We start from the raw sequence: 18,874 nt of genomic DNA, 5'->3' as shown, positions 1-18,874 counted from the left end.
ACGGCCCGGACGGTTGCCTACACGATCTCGTCCAGCTCCGGGTCGCCGCCGAACTTGCGGATGTCCTGTGCACAGCGGCAGGCGACCGCGGTCTTCGCGGCCCACTCGAGCGCCGCTTTCCGAGTCGGTACGTCGACGATCCAGAACCCGCCGATGAGCTCCTTGCCCTCCAGATACGGCCCGTCGGTGACCGACCCGTCGACGTCCACAACCGCATGCTCGACATCACCGTCGTCGTAGCTCAGCCCACCCCCGAACACGAAGACCCCGGCGTCGCTGGCCTCCTGGCACACCGCATGGGCAGCCTTGCCCACCTCGCCCAAGTCCCCCTCCGGGATGTGGTCCATCGCGCCCTTCTCGAACGAGATCAGGTACTTCGGCATCGCGCGTCACCCTTCGTCCCGGCAGCCCACAGCCGCCTCTCACCCGTACTACGAACGCCCAACCCCAAATCCGACACCCCTCGCCTCAGAGCACGCCGAAGTACACGGCCACCGGAACCTTGATCAATCCAAGGCTCTCGTAGAACGCCCGGGCCGGAGCGTGAAACTCGTCCCCACCCGTCCCGATCTCCACAACCTCGACCCCGGCCGCACGCATCTCCGCGAACGCAGCCTCACACAGCGACCGCCCGACATGCTCACGCCGGCTATCCCCCAAGACCGCCAGCAACTCAACACTCCCGTGCTTCGTGACCGGCTCAACTGCCCAGGCCACGTACCCGACGATCCGCCCGGAATCCTCCGCCACCACCACGAACTTGTTGTCCCGCGGCGCATGAAGCCCAGGCACCGTACGCCGATAGTCCCCGGCCCAGTCGCCGTGCTGATGAACAAAGATCCGATCCCCCACCAGCCCCCGAAACGAGCCTTCGTAAAAGGGACCGAACGTATCAATGGTCAGCTGAACGATCTCCTCGAGATCACCCTGCTCGAAAGGACGCAACTCCATGATCAACTCTCCCGCCTGAAGGAACGAACAATCCTCCGACGGGCTTCAGCCACGTCGGAGCCGTCACATCACCTTCAGAACCGGGTACGCCCGGCAGCAAAACACTGCATGCCCCCGATGGTAGATCCCTACCCCTGGCGAAGGATCTTCTCCATCGCTTTCCCCCGCGCCAGCTCATCGATCAACCTGTCCAGGTACCGGATCTCCCGCATCGTCGGCTCCTCGATCTCCTCCACCCGAACCCCGCAGACCACCCCTTTGACGAGCGCCCGCGACGGATTCAACTCTGGAGCCTCAGCAATGAACGTCTCGAAGTCCACCTGCTTGACGAGTTGCTCTTCCAGGCTCTCCTGGCTGTACCCCATCAACCACCGGATGACCTCGTCGACCTCCGCCTTCGTCCGCCCTTTCCGCTCCGCCTTGGCGACGTACAGCGGATAGACCCCCGCAAAACTGGTCCCATAAATCCGATGCTTCACGAGCGTCAGTATGCCCATCGCTCAACGTAACGATCCACCCCCGGCCGCCCGTCAGGTCTGGACGCCCGCACGGCTGAGGATCACTCTCCGGATAAGGGGAGAGTTCCAGGGGGCAGGGGTGGGTTCAGGTGTTTTCAGTCAGCAGGAAGCCGGTGTCGCTGTTCATCACGCTCACGATGACGGCGCTTCCACTCAGCATGTGCAGCCAGAAGCCCACCAAGGCCGAGGTCTCGGCCGTGGAGGGATGGCTGGGCAAGGCCAATAAATTGGACGACCCGCTGAAGGGTGGTTCGTTCAAAGGCGGCGACGACGTCTTCCGCAACCAGAACAAGTCACTCACCGAGACGATCAACGAACTGCCGGCACCTGATCAGATCAACAAGGTGTCACCGGAGCTTCAGAACCAGATCAATGCGGCCGCGGCCAGAGTCCGGTCCCAGATCAAGTTCTACGACGACGCCACCGCCGCGGCGACCACCATGGCGCAACAACGAGTGTCGGCCGCCCAGGAGCTCCCCCAACTCATCGACTCCACGCGCACACAACTGCTGACCGAAGAGACCAAGGACGCCCTCCTGGACTTCAGCAAGGACGTCCTGCAGGAAACAGCCTGCGAACTCGCCTGGAAGTACTACATGCGGCAGAACGAGCGAGACGCCGTCGCCGGTCAACTCAACACCGGCACCGTCCAACTGTCCTACCTCAACCGCATCCAGGACCAGGAAGACATGACAACAACCATCTTCCTCAACGCAATCGCCGGCGCCGCACGAAGCCGCTTCTCCTACGCCCTCGCCTGGCAGGACTACGCCGACGGCCTCAGAAAGAAGGCCTACACCCTGACCCACGACGGCGCCAACGTCCTCACCCACCCCGACGGCGGAGACGTCACCTTCGGCCTCCTCTACTTCATCGGAGGCTGCATCAAGGCCCCCGCCCCCTAAGCCGTATTGCGTAAGCTGTCGGCTCGTGTTCTTGTCCGTGACTCAACGCGCGCACTGACAGGCGTTCGACCCGTAGGACTGAGCCGTGCCTGACCGACCTGAGATTGTCTGCATCTGTGGCTCTGCCCGGTTCGTGGACGAGATGCACGCGGCAAACCGCGACCTGACCTTCGCCGGCATCATCGTCGTCGCGCCCGGCGTCTTCCCGCGTACCGAGGATGATGACGCAAACGAGCTCATCACCAACGAGCAGCAGACCGCGCTAGGCGCCCTCCACCTGCGCAAGATCGACCTGGCCGACCGCGTCCTAGTCGTCAACCCCGGCGGCTACATCGGCGAGTCCACCAGCAGAGAGATCGCCTACGCCCGCACCACCGGCAAACCAATCTCGTACACCGACCCCACCTGACCAGCAGGAGCCCGCACTTATCCGAGGCGCCGCAGCGCTACCTCGACAGCGACCTCGCCCCGAGAAAGTCGTGCCGGGCACATCGACGGGACAGCGCCCAGCAACCTGACCACAGATCCACTTCATCGAGAAGATCTCGCTGTTGGTCAGCCAGAAGAGCACGCAGGTGACGGAGATCGTCTATCGCCACGAACTGCGGCCGGTGCTGATGAAGGGAGCCGAAGCGATGGAGAGACTGTTGCCTCAGAACCGGTAGTCACTCAGTTAGACACTGAGGTCATGAAAAGAGGCCCTTTCCCTACCCGGGAAAGGGCCTCTGACTCGCGGTGGAGCTTAGGGGATTCGAACCCCTGACCTCTTCCATGCCATGGAAGCGCGCTACCAACTGCGCCAAAGCCCCGCGGTGTCTTGCGGACTCCGGAAGTTTAGCGGATGGGGGGCCGCAAAGAAAAATCGGGTGGAGCGGGCGGGGAGGTGAGGAAGAGCACGCCGGGGAAGGGTGGTTTGCAGCGGGTTGGGGAGGGCGGTTGGTGATAGTTCGCCGAGGTTCCAGGGGTGCGCAGTTCGAGCAGCGAAGGCGACTGCCAGGAGGCTCCGTCTGGCAGCCGAGAGTCCTCTGCGCTCCATCGGGTCGGACGCGGCTTGGCCCGTACGCCGACCTCTTCCATGCCACGGAAGGGGGCAGCGCCAGGTCGGTCGCTGGCCGGCGCGTTGGGAGTCCACGCTCACGGCAGGCTGCAAGCCCGTCCGGGGTACCCACCGCGACGCAGGAGCGCCACCGCGCGACGTAGGAGCGCCGCAGAGCGCAGGGTGGGCGGGAGCGCCCAGAGCGACATGGGAGCGGACGGCGGCGGGCGCGTGGGGAACACTCCACCAGGTGCTGCCGAGCCGCCCGGCCCGCCACCGGTGTGGTCGCGTCGCGCGAACGTAGGAGCGGCTTTAACCGAAGGGCGGGCGGGAGCGCCCCAGAGCTGGGCGCGACGCAGGAGCGATCGGCGGCGGGACGCGTGGGGGTCTTGCCTAGCGTTGTTGGTCGTCGCTCATGACTGGTTCGGGGAGGGAGCCGGCGTTCCATTCTTCGATTCGCCAGCCGTGGCGGCCGGGGAGCAAAGAGACCCAGTTGCAGTTGGAGAGGCCTCCGAAGGCAGGCCAGTGGGCTTTGGGGATGCCTAGGAAGAGGCAGATGCCTACTCGGGCAGCCAGGCCGTGCGTGGCTACTACGACGGTGTCGGAGGGTTCGCCGTGTTCGATCGCTCGGGCTAGGGCGGGGGCGAAGCGTTCGGCTACCTCTTCGACGGTTTCGCCGGCGGTGCCTCGGCGTTGGGGTTCGCCGGAGCGGATGCGGGCGGCTGCTTCCGGGTGGATGGCTGCCAGTTCGTCCATGGTCATGCCGGCCCAGTCGTCCACGTTGATTTCGCGGAGGGCTTCGTCGTACTCGACCTTGAGGCCGGTGAGGGACGCGAGCTCACCGGCCGTCGCGGCGGCGCGTTGGAGGTCGCTGGAGAAGAGGCGGGTCGGAGCGAGGGAGGCCAGGCGTGCGGCGGCGGCCCGGGCCTGGGCGATGCCGACGTCGTCCAGGGGGATGTCAGCCTGGCCCTGGATCTTGTCCTGGAGGTTCCACTCGGTCCGGCCGTGGCGCCAGACGATCAGCCTGCCCGCGGTCATTCGGCCGCGGAGGAGGACTCGGCGGCGGAGGACGAGGCGGAGCCGGCACCAGCAGAGTCGGCGTCAGCGGAGGAGGACGGGGTCGGGTCCTCGTCGGCGGTGCGGTCGGGGATCACCGGTACTGCGATAGTCCCGTCCGCGCCCGGCAGCGGGATGATCGGGCAGTCCCGCCACAGCCGCTCGAGGGAGTAGAAGTTGCGCTCCTCGTCGTGCTGGACGTGGACCACGATCTCCAGGTAGTCGAGCAGCACCCAGCGGCCCTCACGGGCGCCTTCGCGGCGTACCGGCTTGGCGTCGAAGTCGACCCGGAGCTTCTCCTCGATCGCGTCGACGATCGCGCGGACCTGGCGGTCGTTGGAGGCGGAGGCGACCAGGAACGCGTCAGTGATGGCGAGCTGCTCGGAGACGTCGAACGCGAGAACGTTCTCGGCCTTCTTGTCGTGGGCCGCCTCGGCGGCCGCGGTGAGCAGCTCGATGGCGCGTTCGGTGGCAGGCATAGTTCCCTAACTAATGGTTGGTGTAGAGGTCGCGCTTGGCGATGTACTGGACGATCCCGTCGGGCACCAGGTACCAGGTCGGGTTGCCCTTCGCGACGCGTTGCCGGCACTCGGTCGACGAGATCGCCAGTGCCGGTACTTCGAGCAGCGTGATCCGCTCCATCGGGAGCTTGTCCAAAGGCAGCTCCTGCGACGAGTACCCGGGCCGGGTACAGCCGACGAACTGGGCCAGCTTGAACATCTCGTCGACGTCGCGCCAGGTCAGGATCTGGGCCAGCGCGTCGGCGCCGGTGATGAAGAACAGCTCCGCATCGGGATAGAGCCGGGCCAGGTCGCGCAGGGTGTCGATCGTGTACGTCGGCCCGGGCCGGTCGATGTCGACCCGGCTGACCGAGAACCGCGGGTTGGAGGCGGTCGCGATGACCGTCATCAGGTACCGGTCCTCGGGTGGCGACACCGCGCGGTCCAGCTTCTGCCAGGGTTGCCCGGTCGGTACGAAGATCACCTCGTCGAGGTCGAAGTACGCCTGTACTTCGCTCGCCGCCACCAAGTGTCCGTGGTGGATCGGGTCGAACGTACCGCCCATCACGCCTAGCCGGCGGCCAGGACGCACCCTCTCCGAATCCACGTCAGCTCACCAGGCCGCTCAGCTGTGCGGCCGGCCCTTGCCCATGATGACGGTGACGAGCAGCATCACGACCAGGACGAACAGGGCGAACCCGCCGTACCAGTACGGCGAGATGTGCGAAGCCTCGGAGGCTTCTTCAGCGGCCGCGGACAGCGGCAGGAGGAGGGCATGCATGAGGCGAAGCCTATCTCTTGCCCACCTGTGCGAGCGCGACCGGTGGGCCCGAAGCCCTGCCGGTCGCGCGGGAGGTGGGTCAGCTGTGCCGGATGTAGCGGGTCAGCAGCCGGCGCCAGGCGGACGGACCGGTGAAGTCGCGCTGGTGGATCGCGGCGACACGGCGCATCTCGTCGATGTGGGCACGGGCAACTTCGGGGGTGATCATGTTTCCTTCACAAGGTAGTACCAACGGGCTTCTGTAGTTGAAATTGTACGTCGAAAACTGCTAAGACTCAAACGAATTGAAGGCAGATCAGTCGATCTTCCTACGAATCTGCGGTAAACGGAGGATGGCATGGACGCGATCGATCGGCAGCTGGTCGAGGCGCTGCGCGCCAACGGGCGATCGAGCTGGGCCGAACTGGGCCGTGTGGTCGGCCTCTCGGGGCCGAGTGTCCAGGAGCGGGTGAAGCGGCTCGAGGAGCGCGGTGTGCTGCTCGGGTACCGCGCGGTGGTGGCACCGGATCGGGTCGGACTCGGGACCAGCGCCCTGGTGGGGCTGTTCCAGCGGGACGACGTCGAGACCGATGAGATCGTCGCGGGGGTTCGCGAGATCGCCGCGGTGGAGGACTGCTGGTTTGTCGCCGGCGATCAGGAGCTGGTGGTGAAGGTGCGGGTGGCCGACGTGACTCAGCTCGAGGCGGTAGTGGGCAGCCTGCGCCGGGTCAACGGGGTGGTGCGCACTAGGACGACCGTGGTGCTCTCAACTCGCTGGGAGGCCCGTCCAGCGCCTCTACCGGAGGCATAGCCGGTACTACGGGCCGCCGGCCGGCCAAGTAAGTGGTTGCCGCGGCGGCCAACGCCAGAGCAGCCGCCAGCGGGTAGAGCAGCTGGGGGTGGTGCTGGTAGGTGGTACCGCCCAGCGCAGGAGCCAGTGTCATGCCGGAGATCGAGGCTGCGGCGTACAGGCTGGAGAAGCGGCCGGTCATGCCATCCGGGGCCGCGTCGACCGCCTGGGCGGTGGCAGTGGGCTTGTAGAGCATCTCCCCTGCGGTGATGAGCGCTACCGCCAACCCAGCGCCCAGTAGGAAGGGCCAGACGCCCAGGGCCGCTAGGCCGGCGGCAACCAGAGCAAAGCCGACAGCGATGACACGAGACGCATGGTGGTTACGGAGTCGGATGGCCAACGGCGCCTCCAGCAGCACGATCACGACCGAGCTCAGGCCGAGCAGTACTCCGTACGCGACCGCAGGTGAGCCCGCATCGTGCAGTACCAGCGGCAGAGTCGAGTAGAGCTGCCGGTAGACGGTGTCGATGACCACGATCGACCCGAGCAGCACCAGGACCGACTTATCAGCGCGTAGGGCACGCCAGACGCCAGATACGCGCGCAGTGGCCGCCACCCGGGTCGCGCTGGGGACGTACCGCCAGATGACTGCAGCGAGGACGACGCTGGAGAGCGCATCCAGCACGAAGACCAGCTTGAAGTCGTAAGCGGCCAGCAGCCCGCCGAGTGGTGGGCCGATCGCGAAGCCGGCGTTGCTGGCGGAGCGCGACAGGGCGATCCCCTCGCGCCGACGCTCGGCGGGGAGCGCCAGCGCAACGAGGGCGCTCAGGTTGGGACGACTCGCACCGCCGCAGAGACCAGCGACAGCCGCTAGCACCGCTAGCCCACCAAGAGGCACGACAGGCATCGCGAGGCAGGCGAGAGCCCAGGTGAGCTGACTGGCGACGGCCGCGCCGCGCAACCCGAAACGGTCGCCGAACCAGCCACCGGACAGGTTCCCGAGCAACAGCCCCACCCCGTACGCCGCTGCCGCAAAGCCGGCGTCCTGCGGCGACATCCCGCGGTCCTCGACCAGGTACAGCGTGAAGTAGATCCACGCGAGCGACCCCGCCGAGCTGACGAGTTGCCCGAGCATCACCGCTTTGAGCCACCCCGGGAGGTCTGCCACGCGTCGCCAGTACATCGTGCCTCCCGGAGTACAGTCAGTTCCTAAAGGGAACTTACAAGGGCGGATAGCGTAAGAGCAAGCGGAGGAGGCTGTCGTGCGGCGTAGTAGCTACTCCCCCGAGCCCGACTGTGCGATCGCCCAGTCGCTCGGGGTGGTCGGTGACGGGTGGGAGTTGCTGATCGTCCGGGACCTGGCCCGCGGGCTGGACCGGTTCGAACTGCTGGCCGAGTCGCTGCGGATCTCACGCAAGGTGCTGACGGAGCGGCTCAACAGCCTGCTCGACAGCGGCGTCGTCGAGCGTGTGGCGTACCAGGAGCGACCAACGCGGTACGCCTACAAGCTGACCCCTCGCGGACGCGCCCTGCTCCCCGTACTGGTCGCCCTCCAGGACTGGGGCGATCGCTGGCTCCTCGGCGACGGCGAACTCACCGGCACCAACGCACCCGACGAAGCCCCGGCCCACCGCATCCACGAGCTGGTCGGCCGCCGCATCCCCGCCGACCTCCTGCTGCCGTCCGGCGAACAGCCCAGGGACGTGGTCGACGAGACCGCTCAAGCGACCGTGCTCTTCGGCTATCCGGCGACTGGCAGACCGAGCAAGTTGCCGGAGGGCTGGGGCGACATCGCAGGCACGGCAGGATGCACGCTGGAGAACAAGCTCTTCGCCGAGCGCGCCACGGACTTCACTGCTGCCGGGATCGCCGTCCACGGCGTGAGCACCCAGCGCTCCGACGAGCAACAGACCTTCGCCGAACTGGAGAACATCCCCCACGTGCTGCTGTCCGACACCGAACTCACCCTGACCGCCGCCCTCCGCCTGCCCACCTTCCGGGCCGGCGGTTACGAACGCCTCAAGCGCCTGATGCTGATCGTCGCACCGACCCGGGAGATCAAGGCTGTCCAGTACCCGATCACCGACATCCCGGCGGCGATCGACTGGGCCTACTCAACGGCTGGGCAGCTGTGACGGCGGTCGAGATCTGGTGGGGCCGTACTGCGGACGCGCGGCCCGGGCTGGTCGGCGAGCTGAACGCAGTCGAGCGCGAGCGCATGGCCGCCTACGCGCGTGACGAGGACAAGAGCCGCTTCCTGGTCGGCGCCACCATCGTGCGGCGGGTGCTGGCGGGCAAGTTGGAGGTCTCCCCCGCGGATGTCGTGCTTGACCGGACCTGCCGCGATTGCGGTCGCCAGCATGGCAAGGTCGTTGCCGAGGGCATGGAGGTGTCTGTGTCGCACTCGGGTGACCGGATCGTCGTCGCGTTCCATCCGTCGGCGGCGGTGGGGGTGGATGTCGAGCTGATCAATCCGGCGATCGACACCGCGTCGCTCGCTACGGTGAGCCTTTCCGATCTGGAGGCGGAGGAGCTGGCGGCTTTCCCGGAAGATGCTCGCGCTCGGGCGTTCACGCAGTACTGGACTCGCAAGGAAGCCGTTGTGAAGGCGACCGGGGACGGGATCGCCGCGGACCTGCGCAAGGTGATCGTCAGCGCGCCGGATCAACCGGCCGCGTTGCGGGAGTGGGCCGGGTACGACGGACCGATGCAGCTGGTCGATTTACCAGCCGGTGTCGAGTACGCCGCAGCGCTGGCGACGCTGTCGGAAGAGAGCTTTGAGGTCCGTTCCTTCGACGCCGCCCCACTGCTCAGGTCCTGATCTGGCCCTCGCCGATCACCACGTACTTCGTGGACGTCATCTCCGGCAGTCCCATCGGCCCGCGCGCGTGCAGCTTCTGCGTCGAGATCCCGATCTCCGCGCCGAACCCGTACTCGCCGCCGTCGGTGAATCGCGTGCTCGCGTTGACCACGACCGCCGCCGAGTCGACCGCCTGCACGAACCGCCGCGCCGCCGCCTGCGACCGGGTGATGATCGCGTCGGTGTGCGCCGAGCTGTACTTGCGGATGTGCTGGACCGCCGCCTCCAGGTCAGGCACGACAGCCGCCGAAAGATCCAGTGAGCTGTACTCCGTGCCGTAGTCCTCATCGGTCGCCGCGACAATATCCTTGCCAGCAGCAACAATTGCCGGATCACCGTGCACCGTCACGCCGGCCTCGGCCAGCGCAGGCAATGCCTTCGCGAGGAACTCGTCCGCGACGTCCGCATGCACGAGCAGGGATTCGGCCGCGTTGCAGACGCTCGGGCGCTGGGTCTTGGAGTTGAGCAGGATCGTGAGGGCGAGCTCGAGGTCCGCCTCGGCATCGACGTACACGTGACAGTTGCCGACGCCCGTCTCGATCACCGGCACGGTCGACTCCGAGACGACGGTCTGGATCAGCCCGGCGCCACCACGCGGAATCAGTACGTCGACCAGCCCGCGCGCCTGCATGAGTTCCTTCACGGCCGCGCGGTCACCGGGCACGCCCTGGATCACGTCAGCCGGCAATCCGGCTTCGACCACGGCGGAGCGCAGTACCGCGATGATCGCTTCATTCGATGAGGCCGCCGACGAGGAGCCGCGCAGCAACACCGCGTTGCCGGACTTCAGGCAGATGCCGGCGGCGTCGGCCGTGACGTTGGGCCGGGCCTCGTAGATGATCCCGACAACACCGAACGGCACCCGTACCTGACGAAGCTCAAGCCCGTTGGGCAGCGTGTACCCGCGGACAACCTCACCGACCGGGTCGACCAGGCCAGCAAGCTGCTCGAGCCCCGCCGCCATCGCGTCCACCCGCTGCGGGTCCAGCGCAAGACGGTCAACGGTCGATTCCGGCGTACCGGCCTCCCGCGCGGCCGCCACATCCTTCGCATTGGCCGCCACGATCCCGTCAGTCCCCGCCCGCAACGCCGCCGCCATAGCCCTCAGCGCAGCATCTTTGGTAGCCCGCGACGCCGCAGCCAGCGCATAAGAAGCCTCACGCGCGTTCCGGCACAACTCAATGATCTCGCTCACCGTCCCATCGTAGGACGCTCCCCCACCGCCCCGCGCAGTCATCTCAGCCTCCGCATTCATTTACAGCAGGACGAGGTCGTCGCGGTGGACGACCTCTCGTTCGTACGTCGGGCCTAGCTCGCGGGCCAGGTCTCGGGTTGAGCGGCCTAGTAGACCTGGGAGTTCGGTGGCGTCGTAGTTGACCAGGCCTCGGGCTATGACGACGCCTGCGGGTGAGAGTAGGTCTACTGGGTCGCCGGCGGAGAAATTGCCTTCTACTGCGGTGATGCCGGCCGGGAGCAAGGAGCTGCGGCGTTCGGTTACTGCTCGGACTGCGCCTTCGTCGAGTACCAGTTGGCCTAGGCCTGAGGTGGCGTGGGCTAGCCAGAGCAAGCGGGTTTTGCGGCGGCGGCCGGTGGGGTGGAAGAGAGTGCCTACGGGGTCGCCCCGGAGGGCTTCGCCGACTCGGGCGGCGGAGGTGAGGACGACCGGAATCCCTGCCTCGGTGGCGATTGCGGCTGCTTCGACCTTGGTCTGCATGCCGCCGGTACCGACGCCGGAGCTGCCGGTCCGGCCGATCTGGAGTGGCAACAGGTCGCCGGGACCGCGGACATCGGTGAGCATCGTCGTACCGGGTTTGCGCGGGTCGCCGTCGTACAGGCCGTCGACGTCGGAGAGCAGGACGAGCAGGTCGGTGTGGACGAGGTGGCTGGTCAGCGCGGCCAGCCGGTCGTTGTCGCCGAAGCGGATCTCGGTGGTCGCGACGGTGTCGTTCTCGTTGACGATCGGGACGACGCCGAGCTCCAACAGCCGCGCGAACGTGCGATAGGCGTTGCGGTAATGACTTCGACGGGTCACATCGTCGACGGTCAGCAGCACCTGGCCGACGCGGAGTCCGTGGGCAGCGAAGGCGTCGCTGTACCGCGCCATCAGCAGGCCTTGGCCGACCGATGCGGCCGCCTGCTGGGTGGCGAGGTCCTTTGGACGCGAGCGCAAGCCCATCGGCGCAAGGCCGGCCGCGATCGCGCCGGACGAGACGAGCACGACCTCGGTACCTTCGACCCGGCGCGCGGCGATCGCATCCACCAGCAGGCGCAGGCGTTCGAGGTCGATCCGGCCGCGCTGGGTGAGCGACGACGAACCGACCTTCACGACGATCCGCCCAGCCTTGACGACCTCAACCCGTTGCTTCATCAGTTTTCCTGACTCAGTGGGAGCAATCAGTGGACCGGCGTCGTCGACGGCCTCCGAGTACTAGTTGTTGCTCTCGGCATCTATGTCGATGGTCTCACCCAGTGCGTAAAGGCGCTCGGCCTCCAGCTCCTCCGCGGCGGCCCGCTCGCGCTCTTGTTTGCGCGCCAGCTTCTCGGCAGCCTTCTGGGCCGCCTTCGCCTCCGCCGGGGTCAGGTCGACCTCGTCCTCGACCCAGCCCTTGCCGTACTCCGACAGGTCCTTCGGGCGCTCGATCTCGCCCTCCCGCAAGGAGTGGTACTGGTAATCCTTGTCCTTGCGGCGCTGCGCGGCCGGACGGTCCTCGTCCAGTCGCTGGTCCTCACCGCGTCGCGACAGCAACTCCGCGCCGGCCTGTACTTCGGGAGCGAAGTCGAAGACGACCGAGTTCGGGGCGTCGCCGATGGTCACCTCGTCGCCGGCCACCGCGCCCAGTTCGAGCAGTTGCCGCTCGACGCCGAGCCGGTTCAGCCGGTCGGCCAGGTATCCCGTCGCCTCGGCGTTGGTGAAGTCGGTCTGCCGGATCCAGCGCTCGGGCTTCTCGCCCTGGATCAGCCAGCCGCCGTCCGGGGTCTTCTTGACCTTGAACTCCGGTCCGCCGGTCGCGCGCGGCCGCAGGATGATCCGGGTGTTGTCCGGCTTCTCCTCCTCGGCGCGACGCTTGGCGACGATCTCGGCCATCGCGAACTTCAGCCCGTCCAGGCCTTCGTGGCTCGCGGTCGAGATCGAGAACACCTTGTAGCCGCGCCCCTCGAGCTCGGCCGTCACCATCTCGGCGATCTCCTTGGCGTCCGGGACATCGACCTTGTTCAGGGCGATCAGCCGCGGCCGGCCCTCCAGCCCGCCATGGGCCTTCAGCTCCGCCTCGATCGTGTCGAGGTCGCTCAGCGGGTCCCGACCGGGCTCGTACGTCGCGCAGTCGATCACGTGCACCAGCGCGGCACAGCGCTCGACGTGGCGCAGGAAGTCGTGGCCGAGACCGCGTCCCTCGCTCGCACCCTCGATCAGGCCCGGCACATCGGCCACGGTGAAGACGTGCTCACCGGCGACGACGACGCCCAGGTTGGGGATCAGGGTGGTGAAGGGGTAGTCCGCGATCTTCGGACGGGCCCGGCTGATCGAGGCGATCAGCGACGACTTGCCCGCGCTCGGGAAGCCGACCAGGCCGATGTCCGCGACGACCTTGAGCTCGAGCACGATCGTGCGCTCTTCGCCGTCCTCGCCGAGCAGGGCGAAGCCGGGAGCCTTGCGGCTGGAGCTGGCCAGGGCCGCGTTCCCCAGGCCGCCCTTGCCGCCGGCGGCCGCGACGTACTCCGAACCGTGGCCGACCAGGTCGGCCAGCACCTCGCCCTCGGGCGTGCTGATGACCGTACCGTCCGGCACCGGCAGGATGATGTCCGCGCCCCGGCTGCCTGCCTGGTGATCGCCCTTGCCCTGCATACCGTTCGTCGCCGAACGATGGGAAGAGCGGTGGTAATCGACCAGCGTGGTCTGGTCGAGGTCGACGCGCAGGATGATGCTGCCGCCGTCACCGCCGTTGCCGCCGTCCGGACCGCCGAGGGGCTTGAACTTCTCGCTGTGCACCGAGGCGCAGCCGTTTCCGCCGTTGCCACCGGCGACGTGCACCGTGACCCGGTCGACAAAGCTGGGGATCGCCATCGGGGTACTCAACTTCCTGCTGGGAAAAGAAACTCTCTGTACATAGCCGAAGGGCGGGCCGCGCTATTCCGCGGACCCGCCCTTCGAAAAGGCTGTGTTACTCGAACCGGGTGGCGGTACTACTCCGCCGGGGCCGGGACGATGTTGACGACGCGGCGTCCGCGACGGACTCCGAACTCGACCTTGCCCTCGGCGAGCGCGAACAGGGTGTCGTCGCCGCCACGGCCGACCAGGGTGCCCGGGTGGAAGTGGGTGCCCCGCTGGCGAACGATGATCTCGCCGGCGTTGACCAGCTGGCCGCCGAAGCGCTTCACGCCGAGCCGCTGCGCGTTGGAGTCGCGACCGTTACGGGTCGACGCTGCTCCCTTTTTGTGTGCCATGTTTTATTCAGCTCACTTCTTCTTGGCGTCGATCGCGGTGACCTTGACCTGGGTGTAGTGCTGACGGTGCCCCTGGCGCTTGCGGTAACCGGTCTTGTTCTTGTACTTGAGGATGTGGATCTTCGGGCCCTTGGTACGGCCCAGAACCTCAGCCGAGACGGCCACCTTGGACAAAGCGGCGGCATCGGTCGTCACGGTGTCGCCATCGACGACGAGGACTGCGGTCAGCGAAACCGTGTCGCCGACCTGGTCCGTCAGGCTGTCGATCTCGATGACATCGCCGACGGCGACCTTCTGCTGGGTGCCGCCACTGCGCACGATCGCGTACACCGTGGATCTCACTCTCTATTGTTCGGAAGTCTTAGAACTGCGGGGCCTGCATGTGTACTGCCTACCGCGGCCCACACAAAGGAGGCACGCATGACGCGCGCCGAATGACAAGAATACGGCGCGCGCCACGAGCGGGTCAAACTGGGGTGGACGCCAGCTCCGGAGTGCTCACTCCGGTGTCGGATCCGTTGTTACCTGAATCACTGTCACCGCTGTCCGCGGCCTTGCTGCGGCTCCGGCTGCTGCGCCGGCGCCTGGTACTGCCGTTCCGCCCGGAACCGTTCTGCTGAGCCTTGTCAGCGTCTTCGGTCTGCGACGGCTCGTCGTGGCCCTGCTCGGGCTGCGAGTGGTCGTCGTGGGCAGGCGTCTCGTGGTGTGCAGCGGTCTGCTCGCCATTGGCGGCGGCCGAGGCTGCCGCGATCTGGGCCAGGTGCTGGGCCGCGTCGCCGTTGCCGTTGCTGTGGTGCTCAGCCTCAGGCTGCTCGTCGTCGCGACGGCCCTTGCCACGGTTGCGGCTGCGGGTCGTCGTCTTCTTGGCGGCTTCGCCCTCGGGCTTCTGGTCGTGCGAGTGCTGCTGCTGTTGCTGGCCGCGGCCACGCCCGTCGTTGTCGCGACGGCGGGACTCCTTCGGCTCGTCGTGCAGGATCAGCCCGCGGCCACCGCAGTGGTCGCAGTTCTCGCTGAACGCCTCCAGCAGGCCCGTCCCGATCCGCTTCCGCGTCATCTGGACCAACCCGAGCGACGTCACCTCGGCCACCTGGTGCTTGGTCCGGTCACGGCCCAGGCACTCGACCAGCCGGCGCAGTACCAGGTCGCGGTTGAGCTCCAGCACCATGTCGATGAAGTCGATCACGATGATGCCGCCGATGTCGCGCAGCCGGAGCTGGCGGACGATCTCCTCGGCCGCTTCCAGGTTGTTCTTGGTGACCGTCTCCTCGAGGTTGCCCCCGGAGCCGGTGAACTTGCCGGTGTTGACGTCGACGACCGTCATCGCCTCGGTCCGGTCGATGATCAGCGAGCCACCCGAGGGCAGCCAGACCTTGCGGTCCAGCGCCTTCTTGATCTGCTCGTCGATCCGGTAGTTCGAGAACACGTCGCCGGACGTGTTGTAGTCCCACTTCTCCACCCGGTCGGCCAGGTGCGGAGCGACGTACGAGACGTACTCCTTGACCTGGTCGTAGGCGTCGTCACCGGAGATGACGAGCTTGGAGAAGTCCTCGGTGAACAGGTCGCGGACGACCCGGATGAGCAGGTCGGGCTCGCCGTGCAGCAGGGCCGGCGCCTGGCCACCCTTCGACTTCTTGTCGATCTCGGTCCAGTACGACTGCAGCCGGCTGACGTCCGAGGTCAGCTCCTCCTCGGTCGCGCCCTCGGCGGCGGTACGCACGATCACGCCCGCCTCGTCCGGGACGATGTCCTTGAGGATGCCCTTGAGCCGGTTCCGCTCGGTGTCGGGCAGCTTGCGGCTGATCCCGCCGTTGCCGCCGCGCGGTACGTACACGACGTACCGGCCGGGCAGGCTGATCTGGTTGGTGAGCCGGGCGCCCTTGTGGCCGATCGGGTCCTTGGTCACCTGGACCAGGACCGCCTGACCGGACTTGAGCACCTGCTCGATCTTGCGCGGGCCGTTGGCGCCACCGAGGGTCGCCCAGTCCACCTCACCGGCGTACAGGACCGCGTTGCGGCCCTTGCCGATGTCGATGAACGCGGCCTCCATGCTGGGCAGCACGTTCTGCACGCGGCCGAGGTACACGTTGCCGATCAGCGAGCTCTGCTCGGCCGTCGTCACGTAGTGCTCGACCAGGACGTTGTCCTCGGAGACCGCGATCTGGGTCAGGTCCTCGCGGGACCGGATCACCATCGTCCGCTCGACCGACTCGCGCCGGGCCAGGAACTCGGCCTCGGTGACGATCGGCGCGCGGCGGCGACCGGCGGCACGGCCCTCACGGCGGCGCTGCTTCTTCGCCTCCAGGCGGGTCGAGCCCTCGACCGCGGTGATCTCGTTGTTGACGGTCTTGCTGCGCGGCTCGCGAACGCGGACGACGGTCTCGTCCGGGTCGTCGGCGGCGGTGCCGGTCTCCTCGCCCTTGCGGCGACGACGGCGACGGCGGCGGCGTGACGAAGTGCCGGAGCCGTCCTGGTCGTCGTCGGACTCGGCGGCGGCCTGGTCAGCGTCCTCGGCGTCGTCGTCCTGCTGGTCCTCGTCCGACTCGTCCTGCTCGTCGGCGTTGTCCTCGGAGTCCGAATCGCCGGCCTTGCGGCGGCGACGGCCACCACGGCGACGGCGACGGCGGGTGGTGCTGGGCTGGTCGTCGTCGTTCTCGTCGGCCTCGGCGTCGTGACCCTCGTCGGTCTCGTCGTCGGCCTCGGTCTCGCGGGCCTGCTCGAGTACGGGCTCGGCGCGGTCGGCAGCGACCTCTTCGGCGTCGCGGCTGCGACGGCTCCGGCGACGGCGGGTGCTGCCCGTCCCCGTGCTCGTGCTCCCCTGCTCGTCAGCCACCTCGGCGGCCTCTACCTCAACCTGAGGCGCCTCGGCCTCGGTGGTCGCGGCTGCTTCGGCCGCACGCTCGGCGGCGGTCGAACGACGGCGGGTACGGCGGCCGGTGGCGGGCGCGGCCTCGGGGGCTGCTTCCGGCGTGGCTGCTTCCGGGGTGGCCTCGACTGCGCTGGTGGCCGCGGCCTGCGCGGGGACCTCGGTCGGAGCCTGGAACAGTACGGCGGCAGCCGCGGGCGCACGGCGGCGCGAACGGCGGGCCGGAGCCTCGGCGGCGGCCAGGAGTGCGGCTTCCTTCGCGGCGAGCTCGGCGGCTGCTGCTTCGGCGGCGGCCAGCTCTTCCTCGGTCAGCTGCTCCTCGGGGAGCTCTGCGGCGGCTACGGGGCCGTCGGTGAGCGGGGTGTCCTCGGAGAGGAGGTCGGGCTGGGGGGCCGCGGCCTTCTTGCTGGTGCGCTTGCGGGTGGTGGTCTTCTTCGCGGCACGCGCCGGAGCAGCCTGCTCAGCAGCGGCGGCCGGGGCCACCTCGGTGGAGGCTTCGTCGGCGGCGTCGGTGTCCAGGAGGCTGTCCTGGGCGGTGGCGGCGGCCTTCTTGGCGGGGCGCTTGGCGGCGGTCTTCTTGACCGTGCGCTTGGCGGCGGCCTTCTTGACCGGCGCGGGGGCCGGGTCGGCGGTCGCACCGTCGTCCTGGGTGCTGACCGCGGCGGCCTCGGCGGGCACGGCGGCGGCCTTCTTGGCCGTGCGCTTGCGCGTCGTGGTCGCCTTCTTGGCGGCCGGTTGTCTGGCAGCGCGCTTGGCTGCGGGGGCGGTGGCGGCCACGTCGGCTGCCTCGGTGTCGTTCGGCTCGTTGTCGAGCATGCGGTGCGGGTCTCCTCAGGCCATCCGGCGCACCTTGCGGCCCCTGTCACAGGTCCGGCGCTGCCAGCTGGCGGTCACGGTTCGCCACTCCCGGGGTGCAAATCCGGTGCGGCGGAAGCCTTCTGGATCCGCTCCGTGCAGTGCCGTCAGGGCACAGCTGGAGCGGCGGCGTCGCCCTCCGCTACATGCGTCTGGTGGTCGACCGCCTGGCCGGTCGCGGTCGCCTGGGTGGCGTCGCGGTCACGAGCGAGCGGATCGTCCACAGTGCCGGTGGCCGCGATAAGCGGGCCCTGGGCGAGCCTGGTCAGAAGAGCCGGGCCCGTCACCGGAAGCGTCGCTACCTCTAGCACGCCGGCGAGAACGTCGTCGGGTCTCACGGCCGGGGTTCCGAGCCGTAACACCACTTGCAGTATCGCACACGTCTCAACCGTCGCCGGGTCACTACCGACGGTGAGTCGGAGGACGGCTTCCCGGCAGTCAAACGAGCGAAGCCCCCGTTTGGTCATGCGCTCGACCAGAATTTCCTCCCGGGCGAGGAACGCGGCGACAGCCGGCTCGGCCTCGGCCGGATCCACGCCTGGCAGCGCGATCAGCCACTCACTCGCCTCCAGCTGGTCGGCCAGCGAGCCCGGTCCGGCGACGACCACCTCGAGCACGTCCAGCCCGGGCGGGAGCGCCTCGTCGAGGTCGGCCCGGACCTGCTCGGGGTCCCGCTCGTGTGTGAGCGAGATCTCCAAGTACTCCGCCTCCGAGGCGGCTCCGGTCGGCGCGGCACCGGCGTACGAGATCTTCGGGTGCGGGCTGAAGCCGTGCGAGAACGCCACCGGGAGCCCGGCGCGCCGGACCGCCCGCTCGAACGCACGCTGGAAGTCGCGGTGCGAGGTGAATCGCAGCCGCCCGCGCTTGGCGAAGCGGATCCGCAACTTCTGGACCGCGGGAAGCTGCTGGGACGGCGGAGCCTGTACTGGTGCCACGAGCGCCATTCTCGCAGCTTCGCCACCGTCACCTCGCCAGGACGCCGGCCGGACCGGTCGTCAGGAAGCCTGCTCCGCCTGCAGGACGGTGTCGATGACACCGGGGAAAAGGGCTTGTAGGTCGTCGTAGCGCAAGGTGGTCCAGCGGCGGTTGCCGTCCTCGCGCTGGTGGATCACACCGGCTTCCCGGAGGACCCGGAAGTGATGGGTGAGGGTGGACGGCGCGACCGACACGGGGAAGGTGCCGCAGGCGCGCTCGAGGTCGCTTCTGAGCGTGCGCACGATGGTCAGCCGGGTTGGGTCGGCCAGCGCGTGCAGGACGGCATACAGGTTCAGGTCGGCCGCCTCGGGGTGGACCAGGGCCGGCCTGCGAGCGTGCGCCATCCAGATTCCTTTCGACGA

At 68.0% G+C, this 18,874-nt stretch carries 21 protein-coding genes, 1 tRNA gene and 1 pseudogene; 5 read left to right on the top strand and 18 right to left on the bottom strand.

What is annotated here, in order from left to right; translation table 11 throughout:
* Positions 1 to 17: 17 nt before the first annotated feature.
* The 3 genes from OHA70_RS24010 to OHA70_RS24000 form a co-directional block, all read right to left on the bottom strand.
* The gene (locus OHA70_RS24010; RefSeq protein WP_328321290.1) at positions 18 to 383 is read right to left on the bottom strand and encodes a YciI family protein; all 366 of its coding nucleotides are present in this window, start codon (positions 381 to 383) and stop codon (positions 18 to 20) included.
* A gap of 85 nt (positions 384 to 468) precedes the next feature.
* Positions 469 to 951, bottom strand: a complete 483-nt coding sequence (locus OHA70_RS24005) for a GNAT family N-acetyltransferase (RefSeq protein WP_328321288.1) — start codon at positions 949 to 951, stop codon at positions 469 to 471.
* A gap of 128 nt (positions 952 to 1,079) precedes the next feature.
* Entirely contained in the window at positions 1,080 to 1,430 is a 351-nt protein-coding gene (locus OHA70_RS24000) for a DUF2200 domain-containing protein (RefSeq protein ID WP_328321286.1), read from the bottom strand.
* 128 nt (positions 1,431 to 1,558) lie between these two features.
* Here OHA70_RS24000 and OHA70_RS23995 point away from each other — a divergent pair, with 128 nt between their 5' ends.
* Positions 1,559 to 2,374, top strand: coding sequence for a hypothetical protein (locus OHA70_RS23995; RefSeq protein ID WP_328321285.1), 816 nt, complete (start codon positions 1,559 to 1,561; stop codon positions 2,372 to 2,374).
* 85 nt (positions 2,375 to 2,459) lie between these two features.
* Positions 2,460 to 2,783, top strand: coding sequence for a hypothetical protein (locus tag OHA70_RS23990; protein WP_328321284.1), 324 nt, complete (start codon positions 2,460 to 2,462; stop codon positions 2,781 to 2,783).
* A gap of 327 nt (positions 2,784 to 3,110) precedes the next feature.
* On the opposite strand, the gene OHA70_RS23985 is transcribed toward OHA70_RS23990, so the two are convergent.
* From OHA70_RS23985 to OHA70_RS23960, 6 genes and pseudogenes are all read right to left on the bottom strand, one after another.
* Positions 3,111 to 3,183, bottom strand: a tRNA-Ala gene (locus tag OHA70_RS23985).
* 620 nt (positions 3,184 to 3,803) lie between these two features.
* Positions 3,804 to 4,448 carry a histidine phosphatase family protein gene (locus OHA70_RS23980; RefSeq protein WP_328321282.1) on the bottom strand — a complete coding sequence of 215 codons (645 nt, stop codon included), beginning with the start codon at positions 4,446 to 4,448 and terminating at the stop codon, positions 3,804 to 3,806.
* Positions 4,449 to 4,594: 146 nt separating this feature from the next.
* Positions 4,595 to 4,945, bottom strand: a pseudogene (gene rsfS / locus OHA70_RS23975) (ribosome silencing factor); the annotation flags it as partial.
* A gap of 10 nt (positions 4,946 to 4,955) precedes the next feature.
* Entirely contained in the window at positions 4,956 to 5,573 is a 618-nt protein-coding gene (nadD, locus tag OHA70_RS23970; RefSeq protein ID WP_328321278.1) for a nicotinate-nucleotide adenylyltransferase, read from the bottom strand.
* A gap of 18 nt (positions 5,574 to 5,591) precedes the next feature.
* Positions 5,592 to 5,747 (bottom strand): hypothetical protein, encoded by a 156-nt coding sequence (locus OHA70_RS23965; protein ID WP_328321276.1) that lies wholly within the window; start codon positions 5,745 to 5,747, stop codon positions 5,592 to 5,594.
* Between the two features lie 79 nt (positions 5,748 to 5,826).
* Positions 5,827 to 5,955, bottom strand: coding sequence for a hypothetical protein (locus tag OHA70_RS23960; protein WP_328321274.1), 129 nt, complete (start codon positions 5,953 to 5,955; stop codon positions 5,827 to 5,829).
* A gap of 129 nt (positions 5,956 to 6,084) precedes the next feature.
* On the opposite strand from OHA70_RS23960, the gene OHA70_RS23955 reads away from it, so the two are divergent.
* On the top strand, positions 6,085 to 6,537 hold the full coding sequence (locus OHA70_RS23955; RefSeq protein ID WP_328321272.1) for an Lrp/AsnC family transcriptional regulator: 453 nt from the start codon (positions 6,085 to 6,087) through the stop codon (positions 6,535 to 6,537).
* On the opposite strand, the gene OHA70_RS23950 is transcribed toward OHA70_RS23955, so the two are convergent.
* Positions 6,473 to 7,699 (bottom strand): MFS transporter, encoded by a 1,227-nt coding sequence (locus OHA70_RS23950; protein WP_328321270.1) that lies wholly within the window; start codon positions 7,697 to 7,699, stop codon positions 6,473 to 6,475. The genes OHA70_RS23955 and OHA70_RS23950 overlap by 65 nt on opposite strands.
* A gap of 79 nt (positions 7,700 to 7,778) precedes the next feature.
* Here OHA70_RS23950 and OHA70_RS23945 point away from each other — a divergent pair, with 79 nt between their 5' ends.
* Together OHA70_RS23945 and OHA70_RS23940 are read left to right on the top strand one after the other, a co-directional pair.
* On the top strand, positions 7,779 to 8,651 hold the full coding sequence (locus OHA70_RS23945; RefSeq protein ID WP_328321268.1) for a winged helix-turn-helix transcriptional regulator: 873 nt from the start codon (positions 7,779 to 7,781) through the stop codon (positions 8,649 to 8,651).
* The gene (locus OHA70_RS23940) at positions 8,648 to 9,337 is read left to right on the top strand and encodes a 4'-phosphopantetheinyl transferase family protein (RefSeq protein WP_328321266.1); all 690 of its coding nucleotides are present in this window, start codon (positions 8,648 to 8,650) and stop codon (positions 9,335 to 9,337) included. Before OHA70_RS23945 ends, OHA70_RS23940 begins: the two co-directional genes overlap by 4 nt.
* Here OHA70_RS23940 and OHA70_RS23935 read toward each other — a convergent pair.
* The 8 genes from OHA70_RS23935 to OHA70_RS23900 form a co-directional block, all read right to left on the bottom strand.
* A complete protein-coding gene (locus tag OHA70_RS23935; protein ID WP_328321264.1) occupies positions 9,327 to 10,571 on the bottom strand; it encodes a glutamate-5-semialdehyde dehydrogenase in 1,245 nt (414 codons plus the stop codon). The two genes, OHA70_RS23940 and OHA70_RS23935, sit on opposite strands and share 11 nt — an antisense overlap.
* Positions 10,572 to 10,631: 60 nt before the next feature.
* The gene (gene proB, locus OHA70_RS23930; protein ID WP_328321261.1) at positions 10,632 to 11,744 is read right to left on the bottom strand and encodes a glutamate 5-kinase; all 1,113 of its coding nucleotides are present in this window, start codon (positions 11,742 to 11,744) and stop codon (positions 10,632 to 10,634) included.
* A 60-nt stretch (positions 11,745 to 11,804) separates the two neighbouring features.
* The gene (obgE, locus tag OHA70_RS23925; RefSeq protein WP_328321259.1) at positions 11,805 to 13,439 is read right to left on the bottom strand and encodes a GTPase ObgE; all 1,635 of its coding nucleotides are present in this window, start codon (positions 13,437 to 13,439) and stop codon (positions 11,805 to 11,807) included.
* Between the two features lie 119 nt (positions 13,440 to 13,558).
* On the bottom strand, positions 13,559 to 13,819 hold the full coding sequence (rpmA, locus tag OHA70_RS23920; RefSeq protein ID WP_020388387.1) for a 50S ribosomal protein L27: 261 nt from the start codon (positions 13,817 to 13,819) through the stop codon (positions 13,559 to 13,561).
* Positions 13,820 to 13,831: 12 nt separating this feature from the next.
* Positions 13,832 to 14,149 (bottom strand): 50S ribosomal protein L21, encoded by a 318-nt coding sequence (gene rplU, locus OHA70_RS23915; protein ID WP_328335202.1) that lies wholly within the window; start codon positions 14,147 to 14,149, stop codon positions 13,832 to 13,834.
* Positions 14,150 to 14,285: 136 nt separating this feature from the next.
* The gene (locus tag OHA70_RS23910; protein ID WP_328321255.1) at positions 14,286 to 17,498 is read right to left on the bottom strand and encodes an Rne/Rng family ribonuclease; all 3,213 of its coding nucleotides are present in this window, start codon (positions 17,496 to 17,498) and stop codon (positions 14,286 to 14,288) included.
* Positions 17,499 to 17,644: 146 nt separating this feature from the next.
* Positions 17,645 to 18,472 (bottom strand): TIGR03936 family radical SAM-associated protein, encoded by an 828-nt coding sequence (locus OHA70_RS23905; protein WP_328335200.1) that lies wholly within the window; start codon positions 18,470 to 18,472, stop codon positions 17,645 to 17,647.
* Between the two features lie 60 nt (positions 18,473 to 18,532).
* Positions 18,533 to 18,856 (bottom strand): ArsR/SmtB family transcription factor, encoded by a 324-nt coding sequence (locus tag OHA70_RS23900; RefSeq protein WP_328321253.1) that lies wholly within the window; start codon positions 18,854 to 18,856, stop codon positions 18,533 to 18,535.
* Positions 18,857 to 18,874 lie beyond the last annotated feature (18 nt).

It is taken from the genome of Kribbella sp. NBC_00382 (genome assembly GCF_036067295.1).
Taxonomy (GTDB): domain Bacteria; phylum Actinomycetota; class Actinomycetes; order Propionibacteriales; family Kribbellaceae; genus Kribbella.
This window is presented reverse-complemented; position numbering and strand designations above follow the sequence as displayed.